General features: G+C 56.9%; 13 protein-coding genes. All 13 read left to right on the plus strand.

Annotated features, from left to right (window positions below):
* The first annotated feature begins 152 nt into the window (after positions 1 to 152).
* The 13 genes from Fuma_RS05395 (at position 153) to rimI (ending at position 22808) form a co-directional block, all read left to right on the plus strand.
* The gene (locus Fuma_RS05395) at positions 153 to 4283 is read left to right on the plus strand and encodes a hypothetical protein (protein ID WP_077023240.1); all 4131 of its coding nucleotides are present in this window, start codon (positions 153 to 155) and stop codon (positions 4281 to 4283) included.
* 319 nt (positions 4284 to 4602) lie between these two features.
* The gene (gene metH, locus Fuma_RS05400) at positions 4603 to 8352 is read left to right on the plus strand and encodes a methionine synthase (protein WP_077023241.1); all 3750 of its coding nucleotides are present in this window, start codon (positions 4603 to 4605) and stop codon (positions 8350 to 8352) included.
* 72 nt (positions 8353 to 8424) lie between these two features.
* The gene (locus tag Fuma_RS05405) at positions 8425 to 9603 is read left to right on the plus strand and encodes an AAA family ATPase (RefSeq protein ID WP_077023242.1); all 1179 of its coding nucleotides are present in this window, start codon (positions 8425 to 8427) and stop codon (positions 9601 to 9603) included.
* Positions 9600 to 10208: a DUF4276 family protein gene (locus tag Fuma_RS05410; protein WP_077023243.1), complete on the plus strand. Its 609-nt coding sequence runs from the start codon at positions 9600 to 9602 to the stop codon at positions 10206 to 10208. Before Fuma_RS05405 ends, Fuma_RS05410 begins: the two co-directional genes overlap by 4 nt.
* Positions 10209 to 10377: 169 nt before the next feature.
* Positions 10378 to 11781 (plus strand): sulfatase-like hydrolase/transferase, encoded by a 1404-nt coding sequence (locus Fuma_RS05415; protein WP_077023244.1) that lies wholly within the window; start codon positions 10378 to 10380, stop codon positions 11779 to 11781.
* A gap of 176 nt (positions 11782 to 11957) precedes the next feature.
* Positions 11958 to 12539 (plus strand): RNA polymerase sigma factor, encoded by a 582-nt coding sequence (locus tag Fuma_RS05420; RefSeq protein ID WP_077023245.1) that lies wholly within the window; start codon positions 11958 to 11960, stop codon positions 12537 to 12539.
* The gene (locus Fuma_RS05425) at positions 12536 to 13999 is read left to right on the plus strand and encodes a serine/threonine-protein kinase (protein WP_077023246.1); all 1464 of its coding nucleotides are present in this window, start codon (positions 12536 to 12538) and stop codon (positions 13997 to 13999) included. The genes Fuma_RS05420 and Fuma_RS05425 overlap by 4 nt, the downstream gene beginning before the upstream one ends.
* A 229-nt stretch (positions 14000 to 14228) precedes the next feature.
* Positions 14229 to 16154, plus strand: a complete 1926-nt coding sequence (locus Fuma_RS05430; RefSeq protein WP_077023247.1) for a hypothetical protein — start codon at positions 14229 to 14231, stop codon at positions 16152 to 16154.
* A gap of 299 nt (positions 16155 to 16453) precedes the next feature.
* Positions 16454 to 17362 carry a dihydropteroate synthase gene (gene folP, locus Fuma_RS05435; RefSeq protein ID WP_229360850.1) on the plus strand — a complete coding sequence of 303 codons (909 nt, stop codon included), beginning with the start codon at positions 16454 to 16456 and terminating at the stop codon, positions 17360 to 17362.
* A gap of 32 nt (positions 17363 to 17394) precedes the next feature.
* The gene (locus tag Fuma_RS05440; protein WP_077023248.1) at positions 17395 to 18225 is read left to right on the plus strand and encodes a (5-formylfuran-3-yl)methyl phosphate synthase; all 831 of its coding nucleotides are present in this window, start codon (positions 17395 to 17397) and stop codon (positions 18223 to 18225) included.
* 71 nt (positions 18226 to 18296) lie between these two features.
* On the plus strand, positions 18297 to 19820 hold the full coding sequence (locus tag Fuma_RS05445; protein ID WP_077028125.1) for an SLC13 family permease: 1524 nt from the start codon (positions 18297 to 18299) through the stop codon (positions 19818 to 19820).
* Positions 19817 to 21919 carry a YfhO family protein gene (locus Fuma_RS05450; RefSeq protein WP_077023249.1) on the plus strand — a complete coding sequence of 701 codons (2103 nt, stop codon included), beginning with the start codon at positions 19817 to 19819 and terminating at the stop codon, positions 21917 to 21919. The genes Fuma_RS05445 and Fuma_RS05450 overlap by 4 nt, the downstream gene beginning before the upstream one ends.
* Before the next feature lie 424 nt (positions 21920 to 22343).
* Positions 22344 to 22808: a ribosomal protein S18-alanine N-acetyltransferase gene (rimI, locus tag Fuma_RS05455; RefSeq protein WP_077028126.1), complete on the plus strand. Its 465-nt coding sequence runs from the start codon at positions 22344 to 22346 to the stop codon at positions 22806 to 22808.
* Positions 22809 to 22848: the final 40 nt, after the last annotated feature.

The raw sequence follows: 22848 nt of genomic DNA on the forward strand, positions 1-22848 counted from the left end.
GAGGAAACGTATGAGCGGCTTCAGCGCGAAGTCTGCCGGTTGGCGAACGCGATTCTTACTGCTGATCATCACATATTGACGGCAAATTGGAGTTTGGGCAACACTACGCGCCACACCCCCGCCCCGTCTCCCTCCCTCCCGAAGAATTCGTCATGTTCAAACGAAATCGCCGCCGCCGCGGTGCTCGCCACTGGTACGCATCAGCGGCCGAAGTGCAGATTCTTGAACCTCGCGCGCTGCTGTCAGCAACCGTCGTCGAAAATAACGGTGTGGGCTATTTTCTTAGTGAAACGACAGCTCAGGTCTTGCGGTACGATATCGCGGCGGAATCGTGGATGCCTCCGGTGGAGCTCACGTCCGGTGTCGGACTGCCGTCAGTGCTGCATGTTGACGCGGATGGCCTGTACGTGGCCTTTGGCAAGGCCGTTTATCGCTACCAACCAGACGGCAGCAACGAAACGCATTTGCTGGATACCGACACGAACGTTGTTGGCATTCATTCAGATGGAAATCTGTTGTTTGTTAACCACAGTTCGGGAAACTACGCAAGCGCGGTAAGCATCAACAAGCAGACCAATATGGTGATCGACTCAAACGACACATACTTCCAAACGCTACATGCGATTCATGGTTCGTCGCTGTCTCCGTCAGTCAATCGGTTGCTCGGCCGCAAAACGGTATTCAGTCCGTCAGATATCACGTCCCTGTCGTATGACGACGCCGGGAACTTTCTTGTGAGTGCCGATAGCCCGTATCACGGTGACTATCCCGACGCTTCTCAGACGTGGATCTTTCCCGATGGCCACCGCGTCGTCGATGATTCAGGCACGATTTACTCAGCAGACAGCCTGACCTATCTGAACAGTTTCCCGGACAGGCTGGTCGACATCACGTTTATCGGTGAAGACATTCCGTTGGTGCTGTCGGAAGACGAAGTCACTGTGTTTACGTCCGGCCTGCTGCCTGTCGGTAGCTACTCATTGCCAAATGCCGGGCAGGAAATATTTGTCAACGCCAGCAACGCGATCGTGTTTCGCTTCGACGACGGACAATGGCTGTCTGGTTTTGTGCCGTTGTCAGCACTGAATCCTCCTCAACCCGGCCAGCCAGTAGATCCGGTCGGTCTGTCATACACGCCGGATCAGGTCGAAGTCGTAGCGGACGGTTCGCTGTTGCTACTTAGTAAAGCTCATCAAAGTATCTTCCGCTGGGACATGCAGCAGCAGATTTATACGGACACGATTCCACTTTGGGGAGTGCCGCAGCAAATCGCCTATTCGTCCGTCGACAACATAGTCTATCTGACTTACGTCGACGGGGTGATCACAAAGACGGATCTGTCGTCTGAGGAACCTGTTGAAGAGCCGCTGCTTACTTTGTCAAGCCGCCCTGTGGGCTTCGCCGTAGCGGGCCAATACGTGTTTGTCCACGCGGACGAGCAATCGACAATCAATTCCGGTGGCAACGTTATCGACACAGCGAATGAGCGGTTAAAAGGAAACCAATTCGTCTGGAGCGAACCTAATCAGAAGTTCTATTTTCTGACAAGTTCGGGTTCGCCGCGGGATCTTTGGACCATCGAAGTCAATCAAAATGGAACGACTTACGTCGATGTGGTGCCGGGCGGCTTTGGCAACATGTACAATTCTCCTTTGCATGCCAGCTGCGGATTCGAAGACCCTTTGCATGTGTCACCGGACGGCAGTCTGGTGCTGCTGGGTTCGGGAATCTTTCACAACTCTGCGACTCTGGAACGACTCAGCACCCGCCTTGCCAACGGCATTGATGATGCCGCATGGCTTGGAAACACATTGCTGACCGTCAGGGGCAATGACGATGGCAGCGAGGTCCAGAAGTGGGAAGGCGCATCGTTTCAGACCACCGACACACTTCAATTAGATGGAACCGTCCACGCATTGGTGCCGGTGTCGGCAGAACACGTCGTGGCCGTCACGTTGCAGGATGGAGTACCCGTTTTTCACAAGCTGGACGCAAATCTGCAAACAGTCGCTCGCCCGCCGCGGCCGCTCACACTGACAGCGTCTGTTGACGTGGTGAACGAATCGGCAGGAGCGGACGCTGTGAGCGTCACCCTGTCGCGCACAGCCGGCCTGTCAGAACCACTGGAAGTCGCGTTACGTAGCAACACGACCAGCGCCATCACTGTGCCAGCAACGGTGACCCTGAACGCTGGAGAAGAATCCGTTCAGTTCTTCGTGTCGGTCGTTGACGACGATCTGGCGGATGGCGGGCAGTTGGCTAACATTACCGCTTCCGGAGGCCAGTACGATACCGGAGAGGTCACGATTTCGGTGACAGACAATGAACTGGTCGTTTCCGAAAGCGACGGTGAAACGATTGTTGGCGAAGACGGCACAACAGACACGTTGTTGATCTCGCTACCATCCGCGCCGACAGAACCTGTTGTCGTGAAACTCACGCCAGCCGAAGGTTCCGGAATCGAGGCGCAGCCGGATGAGTTGCAGTTTACGTCTGACAATTGGGACCAGCCTCAAACCGTGACAGTTTCCGGCAGCGACGATGACGATTGGGATGGCAGCGAAACCTCGTCGATCACCGTTGCCGTTGTTGCCCACGAGTCGGACGCGATGTTTGCCTCGGCCGCAACTGCGGATATTACCGTCACGACTCTTGACGACGAACGCCCCAGGCCAATTGTCACGATGCCGGATTCGGTGAGTCCTTCGCCGGTGGTAGAACTTTCGTGGATCGGCGTTCCGATGGCGGAAGAGTACGATCTTTGGTTGACTCATGTTGGTGCCGACGCTTCGCCGATCACTCTGTCGACTTCAGAGACCTATCATCAGATTTCCGACATGCCAATCGGGATCTACAACTTCTGGGTGCGAGCCACATTGACGTCGGGTGAAACTTCGCCGTGGGGGTTCGGACGCTTTGAAGTGAATAAAGGCGTTTTTGTTGAACTTTCGACAAGCGGTGATCTGGACCATTCACCATCCATTTCCTGGGACCCCATTCCCGGAGCAACCGGGTACCAGGTGTGGGCCAACAACCTGACAACTCAGCAAACAGGGCTGATCAACACTGAGGTGTCGGCAACGTCGTATCAGTTTTCTGACTTGAGTTTCGGCCAACACCAAATCTGGGTGCGACCTCTTGGTGTGAACAACTTTAAGGGTCGGTGGTCAGCAGAGAGTCGATACTATCTTGGCCCGAATCTCGATCCAACGCCGCGTGCGACGTTCAGCAGTCGTCCGGAATTTCGTTGGAGTACGGTCGAAGGCGTCGGCCAGTTCCGCATTTGGATCTCCGGACCGCAGGGTTTTCGAATTGATCAGTCCGGAATCACAGAGACAGCGTTCACCCCGAATGAAGACCTGGCTGCAGGCCAATATCGCTGGTGGATCATGCCTCAAACCGCAGAAGGCCGTAATGGTCTCTGGAGTTCCCTGGGCGTAGTCAATGTCGGTGGCGGTGCAACGGGCCTGGAAGTGGTGGGCGAGCCGGCGGATTCGTCTCCCGTTTTGCGGTGGAATGCGACGGAGGGAGCGGCCACCTATGAAGTCTACGCTTTGCACGTTGATTCCGGCGAAGTCGATCAATATTTCGACGTGGCCGATACTGAGTTGCAGTTTCCATTGCTGCTGGACGGCGACTACAAAATCTGGGTCCGTCCAACTGACGAAGGTGGACAGCACGGACGATGGAGTCCCGTCTTCCAATACACGTTGCAAACGGCGACGGAGAATATCGTCGTCACGCCGAAAGAATCATTCATCTCAACGTTCGATACGCAGGTCGTGTTCGAATGGGACTCACCGGCAGGGGCGGTCACTTACGATTTAATCTACGCAAACGGGGAGACGGAAGTGGAAACCGAAGTGAGCGGTCTGACGACGACCACCTTCAATCCTGGCGATTTGCGTCGCGGTCCCTGGCTCTGGAGCGTGAGGGCTCGGACTGCAAGCGGGGCAGCTGGCCCGTGGAGCAGAAAAGCGTTGTTCGATACTCAGGGACGAATCGCGTTAGAAATGCCGCGCATTTCTGCAACGTACCAGCCTCGACCGACCTTCCACTGGACGTCCGTTCAAGAAGCGGATCGGTACTCGTTTCTGATTGTTGACGATGTCACGGGGCAGACGGTCATTCGTGACGATCACGTTTCCGGCACCAGCTACCGCCCCGAAACGCCGCTCGCCGTGGGTGTGTACCGCCTGTGGGTCAAAGCGTTGTCGAACAGCGATTCGTCGCTGGGCGTCTGGAGTCCCGTGGTGAACCTGACTGTGCGAGCGGCTTCGTAGATCGGTGGGTTCAGGGACTTTTTCTACCTGAATGCGCCTCTGCAGGGACAGCGCGTGGTGGGTTGCCGTCAGTTTGCCGAGGCGTCTTTTCAGATCGCCGCACAAGCAATCTTGCACCGGACCGTGAACCCGGCTGTGTCAATGATGGGACAGGTCCTGGTTTTTCTGTCTTCCCGGCGTTCAAACGCCTCGCGGGTTTTCGACACCTCGCGAAACGCCTAGAATCCGCTACCACCAGAAGCCCGGCTTTTTGGAAAAGCTGGGCTTTTCTGCATTTTTATTCGCACCGAAATCTGAGATCAGAAGATCTGAAATCCCGATGAAACCCGATATCCGCGAACTTCTCGACGAACGCATCCTCATTATCGACGGATCAATGGGTGCGCTCATCATGTCTAATAACCCGGACGAAGCCGGGTATCGGGGTGAACGGTTCAAAGATCACCACATCGACGTCCGCAACGCCACAGACCTGTTGGTGCTGACTCAACCGGACCTCATCAGCGGCATCCATCGCGAATATCTGGAAGCCGGTGCGGACATTATCGAAACGGATACCTTCAACGCGTCTATCGTGGGCATGAAGGAATTCGAACTGTCGCATTTGGTCCGGGAACTGAACCAAACGGGAGCCGAACTGGCTCGCGCGGCGTGCGACGAATACACGGCGAAGAATTCGAAGAAGCCTCGCTACGTCGCGGGCAGCATCGGGCCGACTAACGTACAGCTTTCGATGAACGCGAACGCTCCGGGCACGCGAGTCGTGTCGTTTGACGCGATGGTGGAATCGTACGCCGAACAGGTCCGAGGACTTCTTGACGGCGGAGTCGACCTGCTGCTGCCGGAAACCAGTTTTGACACGCTGAACATGAAGTCGTGCCTGTTCGCGATTTCGAAAGTGTTTGAAGAACGTGACACCGAAATCCCGGTCATGATCAGCGGGACGATCTTTGCTGGTGGAGTCACATTACTGGGGCAGACGGCGGAAGCATTCTACACGGCGGTTGAGCACTTCCCTGCACTCAGCATCGGGTTCAACTGCGCGCTGGGGCCGGTACAGATGAGGCCCTATCTGCAGACATTGTCTGACATCTCAACACGTTATCTAAGCTGCTATCCCAACGCCGGAATGCCGGACGGCATGGGCGGATTTGATAACACGGCGGGGCAGTTTACCGAAGCCGTCGTCAACGCCGCGAAGTCCGGTCTGGTGAACATTGTGGGCGGATGTTGTGGTACGACGCCGGAATTCATTACCAGCGTGACGGACGCGGTGAAGGATATGAAGCCGCGCAAGGTTTCGGGCGGCAGTGGGAATTCCACATATTCCGGGTTCGACTATCTCGAACTGCGCCCCGAAGCCAACTTCATGAACGTCGGCGAACGGACCAACGTCACCGGCTCACGCATGTTTGCTCGACTGATTCGAGAAGAAAAATACGACGAAGCGCTTAGCGTCGCGGCGAATCAGGTCGAAGGTGGAGCTCAGGTGATCGACGTCAACATGGACGAAGGTCTTCTGGACGGTCCTCGGTGCATGGAGAAATTCCTGTGGCTGCTGCACGATGACAACGTGCGCGTGCCCATCATGATCGACAGTTCTGATTGGAAGGTCATCGAAGCCGGGCTGAAGTGCGTTCACGGAAAGTGCATCGTCAACAGCATCAGCCTGAAAGAAGGCGAAGAAGACTTCCTGAAAAAAGCGAAGCTGGTTCGTCGTTACGGAGCAGCCGCGATCGTGATGGCGTTCGACGAAGTTGGGCAGGCAGCGACTCGTGAAGACAAAGTCCGGATCTGTAAGCGAGCCTACAAACTGTTGACCGAGAAGGCGAATTTCCCTCCAACCGACATCATCTTCGACCCGAACATCCTGACGGTCGGCACAGGCATGGAAGAACATGCCAACTACGCTGTCGACTTTATTGAAGCCGTCCGCGAAATCAAACGCGAATGCCCGGGTGCAAAAACGTCCGGCGGTGTCAGCAACGTCAGCTTCAGTTTTCGAGGCAACAACGTGGTGCGCGAAGCGATGAACGCTGCGTTCCTGTACCACGCCATCGCCGCCGGACTGGACATGGGCATCGTCAATCCAGCTCAACTGGAAGTCTACGACGAGATCGATAAAGAACTGCTCGTCTACATCGAAGACGTGCTGCTGAACCGTCGTCCGGACGCCACCGAACGCCTCGTCGATTATGCCGAAACAGTCAAAGAACGCGCGAGCGGCGAAAAACGCACAGAAGAATGGCGAAATGGCAGCGTCGAAGATCGCCTGAAGCATGCTCTTCTGAAAGGAATTCTGGATCACGTTGAAAACGACACCGAAGAAGCTCGTCTGAAGTATGGCCGACCGCTGGACATCATTCAGGGGCCGTTGATGGACGGCATGAATGTGGTTGGCATGCTGTTCGGCACGGGCAAAATGTTTTTGCCTCAAGTGGTCAAGTCAGCTCGCGTGATGAAGAAGGCCGTCGCGTGGCTGGAACCGTTCATGGAGGCGGAGAAGGCTCTGGGCGATGAACGCAGCAAGTTCAACGACGTCGGCCTGTTCTCCGGCGCACGCGACGAAGCCGTGGCCATCGTCGCCGCGGCAGAAGCTCAGGCCGATCCCGATGCTGCCGATGATAGCGCTCGAGGTACGTTCTTAATTGCCACGGTCAAGGGTGATGTCCACGACATCGGCAAAAATATTGTGGCCGTGGTATTGCGCTGTAACAACTTCAAGGTGATCGACCTGGGAGTCATGGTTCCCTGCGAAAAGATCCTGGAAGAGGCGAAGAAATGTAACGCTGATATCATTGGTCTTAGCGGGCTGATTACGCCGTCGCTGGAAGAAATGATCGTCGTCGCTCGGCAGATGGAAGAAGACGGCTGGAAGGTCCCGCTGCTGATCGGCGGAGCGACCACCAGCGCCAAGCACACTGCGGTAAAGGTGGCTCCTGTTTACAGCGAGCCGGTGATCCATGTGGGCGATGCGTCGCTGTCTGTGGGCGTCGTCGAATCACTGCTCGACCCGGCCAGCAAGCCAGCGTTCGTGCAGAAGACACGGGATGCTCAGGAAAAAGCGCGAGCGGCATTCGGTAAGCGTCAGGACGCCAAGCTTGTCCCGTACGACGAAGCTCTGGCAAAGCGCTTTACCGTCGATTGGGAAAGTTACATTCCACCGAAGCCTGAGTTCACTGGCACTCGCGTGATCGAAGATCTGCCGCTGGAAGAACTGCTTCCGTACGTCGACTGGTCGCCCTTCTTTTCGTCGTGGCAGTTGATCGGCAAGTACCCGAAGATCTTCGACGACGAAACAGTTGGCGAAGAAGCCAAGAAGCTGTTCGATGATGCTCAGGCAGAACTGAAGCTTCTGTTGGACAACAGGTCACTCACCGCCAAAGCCGTCTACGGATTCTGGCCGGCGAATTCCGATGGCGACGACATAGTTTTGTGGAAAGATGAGAATCGCAGTGAGGAACTGATGCGGTTTCCAATGTTGCGGCAGCAATGGGAACGAGTCGGGCAGAAGGATTATCGCAGCCTCGCTGACTACGTATCGCCGACGGGGGACGACTACATCGGTGCATTCGCTGTCACCGCCGGTCACGGCTGCGAAGAACTGGCGAAGCAGATCGAAGCGGAAGGGGACGATTATCGATCGATCATGGTGAAAGCTTTGGCCGATCGGTTCGCCGAAGCCTTCGCCGAATACCTGCACGCGAAAGTTCGCCGCGAATGGGGCTTCGGTAAAGACGAAAGTCTCTCCAACGATGAATTGATTTCGGAAAAGTACCGAGGAATTCGTCCGGCGTTTGGCTATCCCAGCTGTCCTGACCACCTTCCCAAAGGCCCGCTGTGGACATTGCTGGATGCCGAAGCCGCCACCGGCATGACGATTACGGAAAGCTTCGCAATGTGGCCGGCGGCATCTGTCAGCGGCCTCTACTTCAGCCTCCCGGAAGCTCGCTACTTCGCCGTCGATCGCATCACTAAAGATCAGGTCGAACACTATGCAGATCGCATGAAAATGACGGTCAAAGACATGGAACGTTGGCTGGGCCCGAATTTGGGTTACAATCCGTAGCAGCAGATTGCACTGAGTGGTCTAATGTGATGAACACATTGGGAGAAACACCGACTTCGACGGGATTCATAAGTGATAACCCAGGTACGCATCACGAACTTCAAAGCTATTCGGTCCGCAGCCGTCGACCTGACGCCCATTCACTTGCTGATCGGGCCGAATGATTCGGGCAAGACTTCTGTCTTGGAAGCGCTCGCGGCCATCTGTCGAAGCGTGGATCACAGCGCCCCGGAGAGTTTTGTAGGGCGATGGCAGGGACGCGAGTTGGTCAATGCTGCGGCGGAAATGCAGTTGGTCGAAATCGCGATCACCGCCGTTTCACAGCAGGGTACGTTCGATTATCGACTGGAAGCCGAGTTTTCCGGGTCAGGGCGAGATACACGGTGGAGTGCTGCGGAAATCAACGTGGACGGAGAGAATAAGTCCATATTATCCGACAATCCGCAACATACGTTGCCTTGGTACTCCCGGCTGAGTACACAACACGCAAAGCGGGCGGAACACCGGCCCGAAATGTCATGGGCAACATTACTCGAAACTGCTATCAGCGGCTGTTGGTATTTGCGTTGGACGGCCCGTAACCTTGCTCTTCCTACTGCGCTAAACCCCGACCGGAGGTTTCGCCTCGAAGGCAACGGGTTCGGACTTCCCACGCTGATCGATGACCTGCTGAATTATGATCGAGATAGCTTCTCCGCTCTCGAAAGTGAATTCATCGAAATCTTCCCGAACGTCAAGTCAATTGCTCTTGTTCAGCAGCAGGGCTTCAACTCGCCGGTCGATCAGGCAGACGACACACTTTCGTTGCAGCCCTCTCCCGGCAAGCAGGTTGTGTTCCGCCTGAAGAACTCAAACCGGGATCTGCCAGCGTCGCAGGCCGCCGAGGGTATGTTATACATACTTGGCTATCTGGCACTGATGTATCTTCCTACGCCACCGCGGGTTCTGCTCATCGAGGAACCGGAAAATGGCATTCATCCGCACCGAGTGGGTGACATCGTTCGAATTCTACGCGGGCTGGTTGCCCGACATCCCGGCACGCAGATCGTTCTAACCAGCCATTCACCCTACCTTGTTGATGCGTTTCAGCCAAATGAAGTCACATGGTGTCATCGAGAGCCGTCAGGCGATGTCGTCCTGACTCGCCTGGATACTCTGCCCGAAGTGGAACGAAGTCTCAGCATCTTTTCTCTTGGAGAGATTTGGACAGGGGAACTGGAGCCGTCGTCGTCTGTTGAGGCGACAGAATGAAGCGTTCCGTCCTGATTGTGGCCGAGGGCGAACATGAACTCATGACTGGGGAGTCGGATGCGGCTTTGCCACGTCTTGTTCAACGATTGGTTGGAAGCGACGTGGAGTTGCAGTCGACTTCGAGACGAATTAAGGAATTTGCTCGCCACGTACACCCAGGTAGGGGCAACCGTCTTGGGCGAAAATTCATTAGCATCATTCGTCAGGCGGAACGAGAAGGATTCGACAGCGTTGTTGTGCTAATTGATCAGGACAGCGACAAAACAAGACACAAATCTGCAGACTTCGCTCAGAACACCACGATCACATCGATACCTCGAGCGATAGGTATTGCTGTCCGCACGTTCGATGCGTGGTTTCTCGCCGACCACATCGCGCTGGCAAAAGTCTGTGGAGCAACGGTTGATCCACAGCCTGATCCCGAGACTCATCGCGATCCCAAGACTGCGTGCGAGTGTATTGTCGATGCCGCTGGCTCGCCTATCCGACTCCGAGATCTTTACAGTGCGTTTTCTGAATGTGCTGACATCGAACTCTTGAGGGAACGGTGCCCGAAAGGCTTTGGCGTGTTCGCTGATCGAGTTGACAGCCTTAAACTGCGTTAGCTGCGGTCAGTTCACGATTCAGACATATTGTGTCTGGCAATGCTGCAACTTGCGAAGAACGGTGCCAGTGTAGAGTTGGTCGAATACGAAGGAGGTCACGGTTGGCACGGTGAAGTCATGGATCGTGTGACAGCCGGGCTCAACTGGCTGCAGGAATAGGTGCTACAGAATGTTCCGACTTGTGCTTTTGATACTGGTTGCCGTGCTGCCGCGAATCGTGGAGGCACAAGTAGGAACGACTCGACTGAACGTTGTGTTGATTTTGGCGGACGATCAGTCGTATCGTGATTTCGGGTTCATGGGGAATGAACTCGTCCACACGCCGAACATCGATCAACTGGCTGCGCAGTCAGCTCGCTACCCAAACGGTTACGTTCCGATGAGTGTCTGTCGTCCGTCATTGGCGACGTTGCTCACGGGGCTCTATCCTCATCAGCACGGCATTCACTTCAACCATCCGCCGCCGGGCCTTGGGGCGATGCGGCGAACGATGACCGGGCCGCAATACCACGCTGCGCGAGCAACCACTGACTACCTGATTCAGAACGTCCCCACATTGCCTGGTATTCTGGCGGACCATGGATACGCCTGTCTGCAGACGGGGAAGCATTGGGAAGGCAGTTACCAGACGGCCGGGTTCACTCATGGCATGACGCTTGGCAAACCGACCGATCGCATCAGCCCGGTCACCGGGACGCGGCAGCAGGAAAACGGCGATTGGGTGGCTCACGGAAACGGCGACGCCGGGCTGGTCATTGGCCGAGAAACCATGCAGCCGATTGACGACTTCATCGCCGAACACGCCGGTCAGCAACCGTTTTTCGTCTGGTACGCTCCATTTCTTCCTCACACACCGTTCGACGCGCCCGAACGTTTCCGCGACCTTTATGCGAGGAAATCGATACCACCGCATTTGCTGCCCTACTATGCAGAAATCGCTCGCTTTGACGAAACTGTCGGGCACCTGGTGAATTCGTTGAAACAGCACGATGCGTTGCAGCAAACGTTAATAATCTTCGCGTCGGACAATGGGTTTCGTCCGGACACGCAACAGCACGGCCGTCATAACAAGCGTTCCAAACTGTCGCAGTTCGAAGACGGCCTGCGAACCCCGATTCTGATTCGGCTCGACGGCGCAACTGTGCCTGAGCAACATTCGCAACTGGTTCAGACCGTCGATTTGGTGCCCACCATTCTATCGGCGGTGGGATTGGAAACTCATATAACGCCTCGCATGCAGGGGATCGACCTGATGCCGTCGGCCACGGGAAAACAATCGTTACCGGGTCGGCCGGCGTTCGGTGCCATCTATCCCAACGACGCGGCCGTTCTGAGAAAACCGTCGCAGCATGTTCGAGGCAAGTGGGTGCGGTCGGGGCCCTTCAAGCTGATTGTCCCGGGCCCGGCGAAGCCTTCGCTGCCGTTGGCCTTGTTTAATGTGAATACCGATCCGGAAGAACGTGATAATCTCGCAGCAGACCCTCTTCATCAGACAACTTTGAAGGAACTCGCGACATTGCTGGCCAACTGGTGGCCCGACGGCGATGATAGCCGTGTCACTCAAAAGCCGTGATCGATTCACCAGAAGATCGACAGTGCAATAACGGCAGCGTCGGCTCGCGATGGATGCTCAAATAGTGTTGCTGGGGTGGAAACGGAGACGGCAATCGCGATATTTCGTTTTTCTTTCGCCCTCCCCCGTGAGATTCCTGCTTCCACCGGGACTCATATAAGGGGAAGGCAGGCTCTATGACACACTCACAAACCCGACACAGTTTGATTGTGCGGCTGAAGGACGAGCAAAATGAGCTCGCCTGGGAAGAGTTTGTCGTGCAGTACGAAGCGTTTTTGCAGCGGTTTGCCGTGCGTCAGGGAGTTCCCGAGCGGCATGTGGCCGACGTCGTGCAGAACATTCTGCTGGCGATCGCTCGATCGATTGACGGCTGGCAACCCGATGGGCAGGCGGCTTCGTTTCGTCGTTGGTTGGCGACGGTCGCTCGCAATGTTGTTATCAAATTCATGACGCGAGAACGGCGGCAGGCGAGCGGTCAGGGAGGAACCGAAGTGCTGGATTTGCTGCAGGGCGTGGCTGCCGAACCGGACGCTGATCAGATTCAACGTTACGAACACGAATTCATCGTGTGGGCGGCAGAACAGGTTCGCAGCGAATTCATCGAAACCAGTTGGGCCGCGTTCTGGGCGACCATCATTGAAGGACGCTCAGTCAGCGAAGTGGCGGCCGAATTGCGGATTTCCCCCGGCAGCATTTACATGTCCCGCAGCCGAATCATGGCTCGCATTCGTCAGCAGATGGAAGAGGTGTTGCAATGAACGCGTCTGCCTGTGAATTCGATCTGCTGCAGCAGTCGCTCGACGACCGTCTGACGGAAGCTCAGGAAGAACGGCTGGCCGAGCACCTGGTTGATTGCGAATCTTGTCGTGAGAAACTCGAACAACTGGCCGCCGGTCCTCAGGCATGGCAGCGCATCGAAACATGCCTGAAACAGGAAGCCTCGGGCGAACATTTTCCCGACGGCAGCCATCGTGTTTCGACGTTGATTCCCACCGGGCCTTCTTCCACGTCGTTCGCGTATCCTCACCCCAGCGACGTGCGTCCGCAGGACTTTGCGGTTGATTTTCTGCGGCCCAGCGCCAATCCAGACGCTCTGGGAACGCTGAACAACATCGAAATCCGTTCTATCATTGGGCACGGTGGCAACGGCGTCGTGCTGAAGGGGTTTCAGGAAGAATTGAATCGCCTTGTTGCGGTGAAAGTTATGGCTCCGCCACTGGCCACCAGTGCCGCCGCGCGACTGCGGTTTGCTCGAGAAGCTCAGGCGACAGCCGCGATTACTCATCCCAACGTGATGCCGATTCTGACCGTGCATTCCGGCGGTCAGTTGCCGTATTTGGTGATGCCGTACGTTGACTGCGAATCTCTGCAACAACGGCTGGATCGCGAAGGCCCGTTGCCGGCTGTGGACGTGTTGCGAATCGGACATCAGGTCGCCAACGGTCTCGCCGCCGCACATGCTCAGGGACTCGTCCATCGTGACGTGAAGCCAGCGAACATTCTGCTGGAAAAAGGCGTCGACCGAGTGATGCTGACAGACTTCGGCCTGGCTCGCGCCGCGGATGATGCCTCATTAACCCGCACCGGCCTGATCGCCGGCACGCCTCAGTACATGAGTCCCGAGCAGGCGCGTGGCGACGCGATTGATACGCGCAGCGACCTGTTTAGTCTGGGCAGCGTAATGTACGCCATGGCCACGGGGCGGCCTCCGTTTCGAGCCGAAACGACGTACGGCATTCTGCGTCGAGTGACCGACGAGCAGCCTCGGCAGATTTGCGAAATCAACAGTGACGTTCCGGCGTGGCTGAGCGGCATGATCTCACGGCTGATGGCCAAGTCCGCAGAGGATCGCTTTGGTGCCGCGGATCACGTGGCCTCACTTCTGGAAGACTGCATCGCTCACGTGCAACAACCGCGAGCGAACGCCTTGCCGGAAGAACTGAACCCACCGCGGTTCCGGCGAGTGCTGACATCGCTACTGCGAAAACCGATTCATGTGTTGGTGTTCGGGACATTCCTGCTGGTTGCGGCAGTTCTGATGTCACTCCGAACGACGCCTGAACCGAAACCATCGCAGCTTGTTCCGTCAGCCAACGAAGTGACAATGGAGCCTGAGGCGACGGATGCCAATTGGGACGCGGGGCTCTACGAAGACATTCAAGAAATTAACGAGGAACTGGACGAGTTGCTGGAGTCGCTGGAATTGGAAACGGAATAGCGTAGATCAGGATCTTCCTGAGTCGATCCTCTTGTTCGGAACAGATTGATACGAAGCGTTTAACCCGCAGCCGAAGGCGCAGGCGCTGCGGGGAACGGCTGTGTCGCAGCAGAACCTTAAGGACTACAGACGCCAAACAAAAACGCCTGCGCCTCCGGCTGCGGGTTAAACGATCGGCTGGCTTCGCCGCAAAACACAACATCCCTAAAACTTCTCAAGGAACCTCCACATGCTAAACCTTAAACCCGGCTTCGGGTGGTTCACATTTCTGCTGCTCATCAGTCTCCCGCTGGCGCTGAATCCGGCGATAGCGCAGGATCTCGATGGTCCGGCGAAATCGAAACCAGCGGCAGCAGCCAGCGAACCATCGGCGGAGGCCGAACGGCACGGTCCGGTTGGTGACAAGGGGGGCGGCGGTCGCGGTGGCTTCGGCTCCGACATGACGTACTACGAACTCCAGCAAGCACGGCGAGAACTGCAAACCAGCGAACTCATCATTTCCTGGTCGGCAGAGAACGACGAATTGCGAGGCTTCAGTGTGAAGCTCGGCACATGGTCAAATCTCTCAGTTCCCAAACAGAAAAAAGTCGTCCCGGTGGTGGCCGGTGACGTTGCGGCCGTGCGGATCGGCGATGAAATGGCGGGCTACAGTGCTCGCAACGGCAAGTGGGATGTGCTGACGCTTAGCCAGAATTCGATGGCAGTGCCGGTGGTCAGACCCGGGCTCGTTCAGGTTCGCGACGGCGAACTCAGCTACACCTTCGCAGCGTCAACGGGCCGCTGGACGTCGCCGACGGATGATTCGCTTAACTTTGAATGGCGTAAAATCAGCCTAAAGCATGTCCTCTGGGAAGCGGCCCTGAAACACGTTCAGGGCAAATTCGATGGCGTTCAGTTCCGTGGGGCTGGAGCTCCCGGAGGATTCGGCGAATTGCAGGCCTCAGGTCGACGTGGCAGACTGGATGCTGTCGAACAGAAGCTCAAGGAAATCGATACGCCTAGGAACGCCAAACTGTGGAACGCGGAATTCGATTCGCCGCGTAACGAGATTGCGAAAAAACGACAACGTGAGGCACCGGGCAAAGTGGCAGGGACGAACGCCGGCCCCGATGTTTTTTCGCCGCTTCCCAGTGCGTTCCGCCGGCCGTCCACGACAACTCACCCAGCCGAACAACAGTCGTTGTCACTGGCTCAAACTCTACGCAAGGGCGATGGCGTCAGTCGCAAAGAGAAACAGCAACTGCGTGAACTCGTCCAGGCGGCTCTGGACGCGAAACTTCAGCAGCAGACAAAGCAGGTGGAACAGCTTCGAACAAAGCTGCAACGAGTCGAACAGCAATTGGAGGCTCGTCAGGAAAGTCGGGAACGAATTGTCGAGCGGCGAGTCGAGGAATTGCTGGATCCGGAGATCGACTGGCAGTCTCTTTCAGGTGTTCCGTCAAGACCACCAATTCCGGGCGTCACCCGCACACCGATCGGACTGCCCGGCCCGCCACATCTGCCGCTCGGCCAACCCGCCCGAGTTGCATCAGTAGCGGACGAACCCACTGCTGCGGCTGCCGACGAAGCTCTTGCCCAACATATGAAATCGCAGTATGCAAGCGGCGGCAAGCCTGACGATTCGTCGAACATCGTTGAGAAGCTCATCAACCGTCGCCGAGAAGCCGAGCGTGGTTTGAGGCGGCTGCGGGATTCATTGCAGAAACTGAATCAGATAAGGCACCACTTCGGTGAGACGCCGAGCGAGCCAGGCTCACTCATGGATAGAGATCTGCGGCGGGCTGAAAAATCGGCTCAGCAGCATCAGCAGGACCTGAAGAACCTAATTGCAGAATGGCGACTGGTCTGGCGCAACTATGAAAGTCAGGTCAGACTGCTGAAAGTGGCGAGTGAGAATGCACAGACCTCGGTTGAGTTCGCGGAGCAAGCCGCAGCTATGCAAAAGCAATTGTTTCTGACCGGAGCCGCGCCGTCTGAAAAGGCGCAAGCCGCCGCGCACGAAGTTCAGCAAGCCACCGCAGCTGCCAAATACGCAAAGGAACGGCTGTCTGCTCTGGAAGCCGTCGCGAAAGACGCCCCGCACCTGAACCCGGACAACTTCGACACGGAGGAGACTCTGAAAATGGTGATCGCAGAGTCTGATGACGACGAGTGAGCGGTTTCTCGGACGCGGAGCACAGGGCACCTTTTGCACCGCTGAGATTCAAAATTCTCCGTCGTGGATGGGCCAACGAGTCCCAGGCTGCAGCGTTCGTTGCCACAAACGCGACGACGGAAATCGATTAACCGAAATTCAGTGCGGCAGCCGAGCGATCGCCGCTGAGTCTGATTATCGAAAAAGTTTCACTGAGGGAATTTCCCGCAACCTGACGTGCATCCGTGCTGCGCGGCTAGTTAGAATAGGAGTCAGCGTTCAACACAACTGGCGACAGCCCACGACGGAGAGGGCCCATCATGATGACAGCTCAGGACGAATCATTTCTGTGGAAAGTTGGTGGTCGCTCGTATCGCAGCGGGGCGCTGCCGTTATTGATGGGCATTTTAAATGTCACGCCGGACAGCTTTTCTGACGGTGGCGAACATTCGTCGCGAGACAAGGCGGTGGCTCACGGACTGCAACTGGCGGAAGACGGAGCCGACTTTATCGACATCGGCGGCGAATCGACTCGGCCCGGTGCTGCGACCGTTTCGCTAACCGAAGAACTGCGGCGCACGATTCCGGTGGTGGAACGATTGGCCGCGAAAACATCGGTGCCGATTTCCATCGACACGACGAAGGCGGAAGTCGCTCATCAGGCCATTCGAGCGGGGGCGTTGATCGTCAACGATATCTCGGGGCTGACGTTTGACCCGGACATGATTGCGGTGTGTGCCGACAGCGACGTTGGCGTCTGTGCAATGCACATCAAGGGCACGCCGCAGTCGATGCAAAACAACCCGGTCTATGACGACGTGGTTGCCGACGTGACAGAATTCCTGCATCGTCGTTGTGAAGCTTTGGTGCTGGCTGGCATTTCGGCGGACAGAATTTGCTTGGACCCCGGTATCGGCTTCGGCAAGACGGCCGAACACAATCTGCAGTTGATGCGTTCGCTGCGCACCATCCGCAACGACCTGCGTCGTCCGGTGTTGGTGGGACATTCTCGCAAGCGGTTTTTGTCGCGCATTCTGGGGCGTTCCGTCGAAGAACGGTTGGCCGGAACGATTGGAGTGTCGATGGGACTGGCGGACAACGGCGCGGACATGCTTAGAATTCACGACGTGGCGTCCACGCGAGACGCGCTGATCGCTCGGCAGTCGGTGCTGGAACGCGAGGTTGGTTACGGCAGTGTGGCCGAAGATGCCCGTTGCCGCTTTGAATAGGCGTTGGCGAAACCTAAACCTCGGAAGTTTGAATGCCCATTCGATTGCTCGTGTCCGTCCGCGATCGCTCAGAAGCCATTGCGGCTGTCGACGGCGGCGCGGATATTGTTGACGTGAAGGAGCCCGATCGCGGGGCACTGGGCTACGCTGGCGAGCGGACAATCTGCGAAGTGCTGCAGGCGGTCAGCGGTTCTGCTCCAGTATCGGCAGCACTCGGCGAATGCACGGAATGGCTTAGCCTGATCGCCGTCGACGATTCAGCGAAGCACGCTCATGGATCCCCTGATCAAGCTTGGCGGATTAAGCACGAAGCAAAAAATGTGCAAAACCGAAGCGTTGGTGACTTCGGCGCGGCCATGCTGAGCTACGTGAAAATGGGGCCCGCAGGTTTACTCGGACACGACGGCGATCAGACCTGGGCTGATGCGTGGTTGCAGGCACACGAATCGTTCAGCCAGACAATTGTCGACAGCGCTGGCCCGCAAAATTGCGCGCCGGAGCGGGTCGCGGTGGCGTATGCAGACCACCGTGCCGCGAAGGCCCCGGCGCCGAACGACATTCTGGCCGCCATCATCGACGCCGGTTGCGCAGGCTTTTTGATCGACACATTTACCAAGGGCAACGGCAGTACGCTTGACCTGTTGGCGGAATCTGATTTGATCACTCTGCGACACACCGCCAACGCTGCGGGAATGTTCTTTGCGTTGGCTGGGCAGATCACAGACAATCACCTGCCCGCCGTGCGGCGCATCAGGCCAGACATCGTGGCGGTTCGTGGAGCCGTTTGTGAAGGCAACGATCGGCGAGCCACAATCTGTCAGCGACGGCTGACCGCGTTAAAGAAAGAACTGCTCAAAATATGACATCGGCTCCCGCACCGAATTTGCCCTTACCGGCCCGGCGTCGACCCAAAGCCGGGCTGTGGATTGCGCTGATGGCCCTCGGTTTCGCGGTGATTCTGCTCGCGCCGACGCCGGCAGGCATGAAGCCCGAAGCTCACCGACTGGTTGCTGTTACGTTTCTCATGGCGGGCTTGTGGGTCACTCAGGCAGTGCCGCTGGCCGCCACGAGTTTGCTGCCGCTGGCCCTGTTTCCCCTGCTGGGAATTCAGGCGGCGCCGGACGTCAGCAAGGCGTTCATCAATCACTACGTGTTTCTGTATCTCGGCGGCTTCGTGATCGCACTCAGCATCGAACGCTGGAATCTGCATCGCCGCATCGCGCTGAATATTGTGAACATCGTCGGCGCGAAGCCTCGTCAGCTGGTGCTCGGTTTCCTGCTGGCGACGGCAGGCTTATCGATGTGGATCAGTAACACGGCTTCCACACTGCTCATGCTGCCGATCGCGATTGCGCTGCTGAAAACGATGGAAGACGAAGACACTGCGCGGGATTCGGACCAGCCCAACATTCTGGCGGTGCCGCTTTTGCTGGCGATCGCGTACGCAGCAAGCATTGGCGGCATGACCACCATTGTCGGCACGCCGACCAATAATGCGGCCGTGGGCATCTATCGCAGATTGGTGCCGGAGGGCGATGAAATCAGCGTCGCCAAATGGATGATCGCCTGCGTGCCAATCGGCGTGCTGTACCTTGGCATTGCCTGGCTGGTGCTGACGTGGAAACTACCTCGCCGAACCGATCGTGACGCGGCCATGAAAGATCAACTGTCGACGCGCCTGAAGAATCTGGGCCGGATGACGGCTGCCGAAGCTCGAGTGCTTGCGGTGTTCGCTGCGACGGCGGTGTTGTGGATCTTTCGCAACCCGCTGGAATTCGGCGGCGTCCAGCTTCTGCCGGGCTGGTCGGAACTGGTACCGCGCTGGTTTGAATGGATGGGGCACACGGCGGCTGAAGGTGAAGTCAACTTAAAGGCATTTATCAACGATTCAACCGTCGCCATCGTGCTGGCCGTTTTGCTGTTCTTTCTGCCTTCAGGCACAAAGACGGCGGAAGGTGATGCGATTCCATTGATGGACTGGGACACCGCGAAAAAGTTGCCGTGGGATATTATGCTGCTGTTCGGCGGTGGGTTTGCTCTGGCCGGAGCCTTCGACCAATCGGTGACCGGGCTGGCGGGTTGGATCGGCGATGCTCTGGAAGGCCCGCTGCAAGATCAGCCGGCGTGGGTTGTCATTGCGGTAACCTGTTTTCTGATGACCTTCCTGACGGAATTTACCAGTAACGTCGCCACGGTCAGCACAATTCTGCCGTCGCTGTTGTTGATGGCGGACCCACTTGGCATGGACTCACGTCTGCTGATGATCCCGGCGACTTTGGCGACGAGCTGTGCGTTTATGCTGCCGATCGCCACGCCTCCGAACGCGATCGTGTTTGGTTCGGGACGGATACAGGTCCGAGACATGGTGCGTTACGGTTTGCTGTTGAACCTTGTCGGCGTGCCGATTTTGACTGCCAGCACTTACCTTCTAATCAAGCCGCTGATGGGAATCCCGTGACCAGCAGCCGCGAAGAATCTGTTGATAAACGGCTGACGGTGACGTGGCTGCAATGGCTGCTGGCCGCTGTGATTGGCAGCGCCTTGTCGCTGGGAACATGGTGGGGGCTGGCGACGGGCGGTGGGCTTGTCGGCGGCGATACGTACACCTACTTCATGCCGCAGAAAGTCGTGCTGGCGGAAGCATTTGCCAACGGCGAGATCCCGTTGTGGCACAATCTGACCGGCCTGGGGTACCCGCTTCATGCCGAAAGCCAAGCGGGAGTCTTCTATCCGTCGAACCAGATTCTGTACCGTGTTTTTGACATCAACACGGCTTACAACGTCAGCATTTTGATGCACTACGCGCTGGCCTTTGTCTTCGCGTGGCGGTTTGTGCGTTGCCAGAAGGTGACTCAATGGCCCGCGTTGCTGGCTGCCGCGATCTACGTTTACGGCTGGTTTCCGGCTCGGGTTTCGCTCGAATGGAGCATCATCGGCGGCCTGTGGTTACCACTGTGTTTGTGGCAGACAGACCGTTTGATCGAACGTGCGTCGTGGCGACGGTTTTCGGTGTTGGCGTTGTGCCTTGGCTGCCACCTGCTGGCAGGACACTTCGCGCTGGCGTTTATCTGCCAGTTAACGCTGGTCGGCTACGCGGCGTTGAAGCTGTTTTTCTGTCGGTCCCAGCCGGACCAATCGACGGGAACAGAGCAGCCGCCGGAACAGCCTTCTGGCCGAGCTGCCGTGCCATCGCCGGTGAAGCCGGTAGCCATGGTTATCGCCGCCATTTTTTCGGGGCTGGCGGTCGCATCGGTTCAGTTGTTGCCGACGTATGAGCTCAAGCAAAACAGTCAGCGTGAAGGCGTTGAAAAAGAATTCAACCCGGCGTACGGTCACATGCCGCCGCTGTACGTGAGTCAACTGGTGGCTTCGTGGTGGTATTGGCACACGCCGGAAATCATCGTGTCGCGTCAGATGCGAGACACGCCAGGCACCATCGATGCGGAAACGAATGCTGTCGAAGCTCATCTGTATTTGGGACTCTTTCCACTGCTGCTGCTTTGCTTGTTGCTCAACAAACAGTTCCGTCAGGGCATGGATCGGCCGGCATTGAAGATCTGGGGGTGTCTTTCGTTGGCCGCCTTGTTGTATGCGACCGGCTGGTTAATGCCGGTCACGCGCCACCTGCCGGGATTTGCTTTCTTTATGGGGCCCGGGCGATACACGATTGTCGCAGCGATGGGCGGCAGTATTTTAGTGGCGTTGTCGCTGGACCAACTGCTAAGTCGCTCATCGGCCGCGATGCGCGTCGTGACTGTCATCGCGATCGGGCTGATCACCTTGCCGGATTTAGCGTGGTCGTCGAATGTGGTGACGAATGCCGTCGTCGTCGAACGTCCGCCGATGACTTTGGTGGACCAAAGTTGGCTGGAAGAAACGCTACAGGACGAAACAGCATCGATGCCTCGGCTGTTGGCCCCCGGCCCCAACCTTTGCAACCTGCTGGGGACCAGTTGCGTGCCACAATATCTTGGCATCGGGCCAGCGGTTTACTACACCGACGCTCTGCAACCGCCGACGGGACCGTCCAATGAGGACGACGAGTTTCCTTCGGCGGAACAGCTGGTGCAGCTAGAGTCGTTGGGAATCACTCATATTGTCACACTGGATCAGCTCCGCCGTCCGGCCGATGCGATTGAACTCGTCAACGCTGCTCCGGACGCCATTTTAAACACCGTCTGGGGCCGCGGACGCGATTCCTGTTTTCTGTACCGCGTGGTGTCGATCCCTCAGCGGCACGCTGTCGAACCAGCGGCGGCGTTGACTTCGTTCGAACTACTGACGGCTGAACCCGGCCGCGTAATTTTCGAAGTTAATCTTGCGGATGCTGCTGAAGTTTCGTGGCGAGAACTTATGTACCCCGGCTGGCGGGTTACCGTCGACGGACGCGAGGCCGAGCCTACAGAAGGGCTGATGCGAACGGTCCGTCTGGACAGCGGTCGCCACACGGTGGAATGGCGTTACTGGCCGTCAAGTTTTATGTACGGCGCAGCCTTCAGCGGGCTGACGTTGCTTCTGCTGATTTTCGCAGCCGTACGTCCTTCGCGCCGAAACTGATGGACGCGGTCCGTCGGTTGGTCGCCGTTGGATGGCATTCCACAGTTGAGCGGTCCAGTGGCGATTCGCGGCGTTCTTTCCACTCAGAATCGAGTTGCCGCAACTGCAGGCAGAAACCGCCTTCGCGTGTGGCGTCCGGCATGTTTCGCTTGCCAAAACGCTGGTTCGGGGAAATCCCGGCAGGCTTTCTACGGGCCGGTTCAATTAGGATAGGCGCTGAACTGGCAGATTTGATACGCTTCTGCCGATTGATCTAGTTGAAGGCATCGTTGTTGTTGTCACGGATATCGACCAACACACTTCAATACACGTCGGCATGGAGGCCATGATGGGGTTGGAGAAACTCAAACGCACAGTCGCAGCCAAAAGCGCTGCGGAAGAACTCGCCCTGCGAACTCAAATTCGCTGGCTAATCCGACGCGACATGGATGAGGTTCTGGAGATCGAAAGATCCAGTTTCGAATTTCCATGGACCGAAGAAGAATTCCTGACTTGCCTGCGTCAGCGCAACTGCATCGGGACTGTCGCCGAACTCGACCATGAGATCGTCGGTTTCATGATCTACGAGCTGCATCAGTCGATGCTGCGGATTCTGAATTTTTCTGTGTCTCCGAATTGCCGCCGTCGCGGCGTCGGGCAGCAGATGGTTCAGCGCTTGATCGACAAGTTGTCGCAACAGCGTCGCCGCGAAATCGTGCTGGAAGTTCGCGAAACAAACCTCGACGCTCAGTTGTTCTTCGCGAACAGCGGCTTCAAGGCTCTTTCCGTTCTGCGAAATCACTACGACGACACTTGTGAAGATGCGTACTATATGCGGTATTCACTGAAGTCTGCCGTACACGAATCATTCCAGCCGACGAATCGTCTTTCCGAATACGACGCTGCGTAGTTCGGGAACGCGACTGTTGAAGTGGCGAGAGAAGATATTG

It is taken from the genome of Fuerstiella marisgermanici, from assembly GCF_001983935.1.
Taxonomy (GTDB): Bacteria; Planctomycetota; Planctomycetia; order Planctomycetales; family Planctomycetaceae; genus Fuerstiella; species Fuerstiella marisgermanici.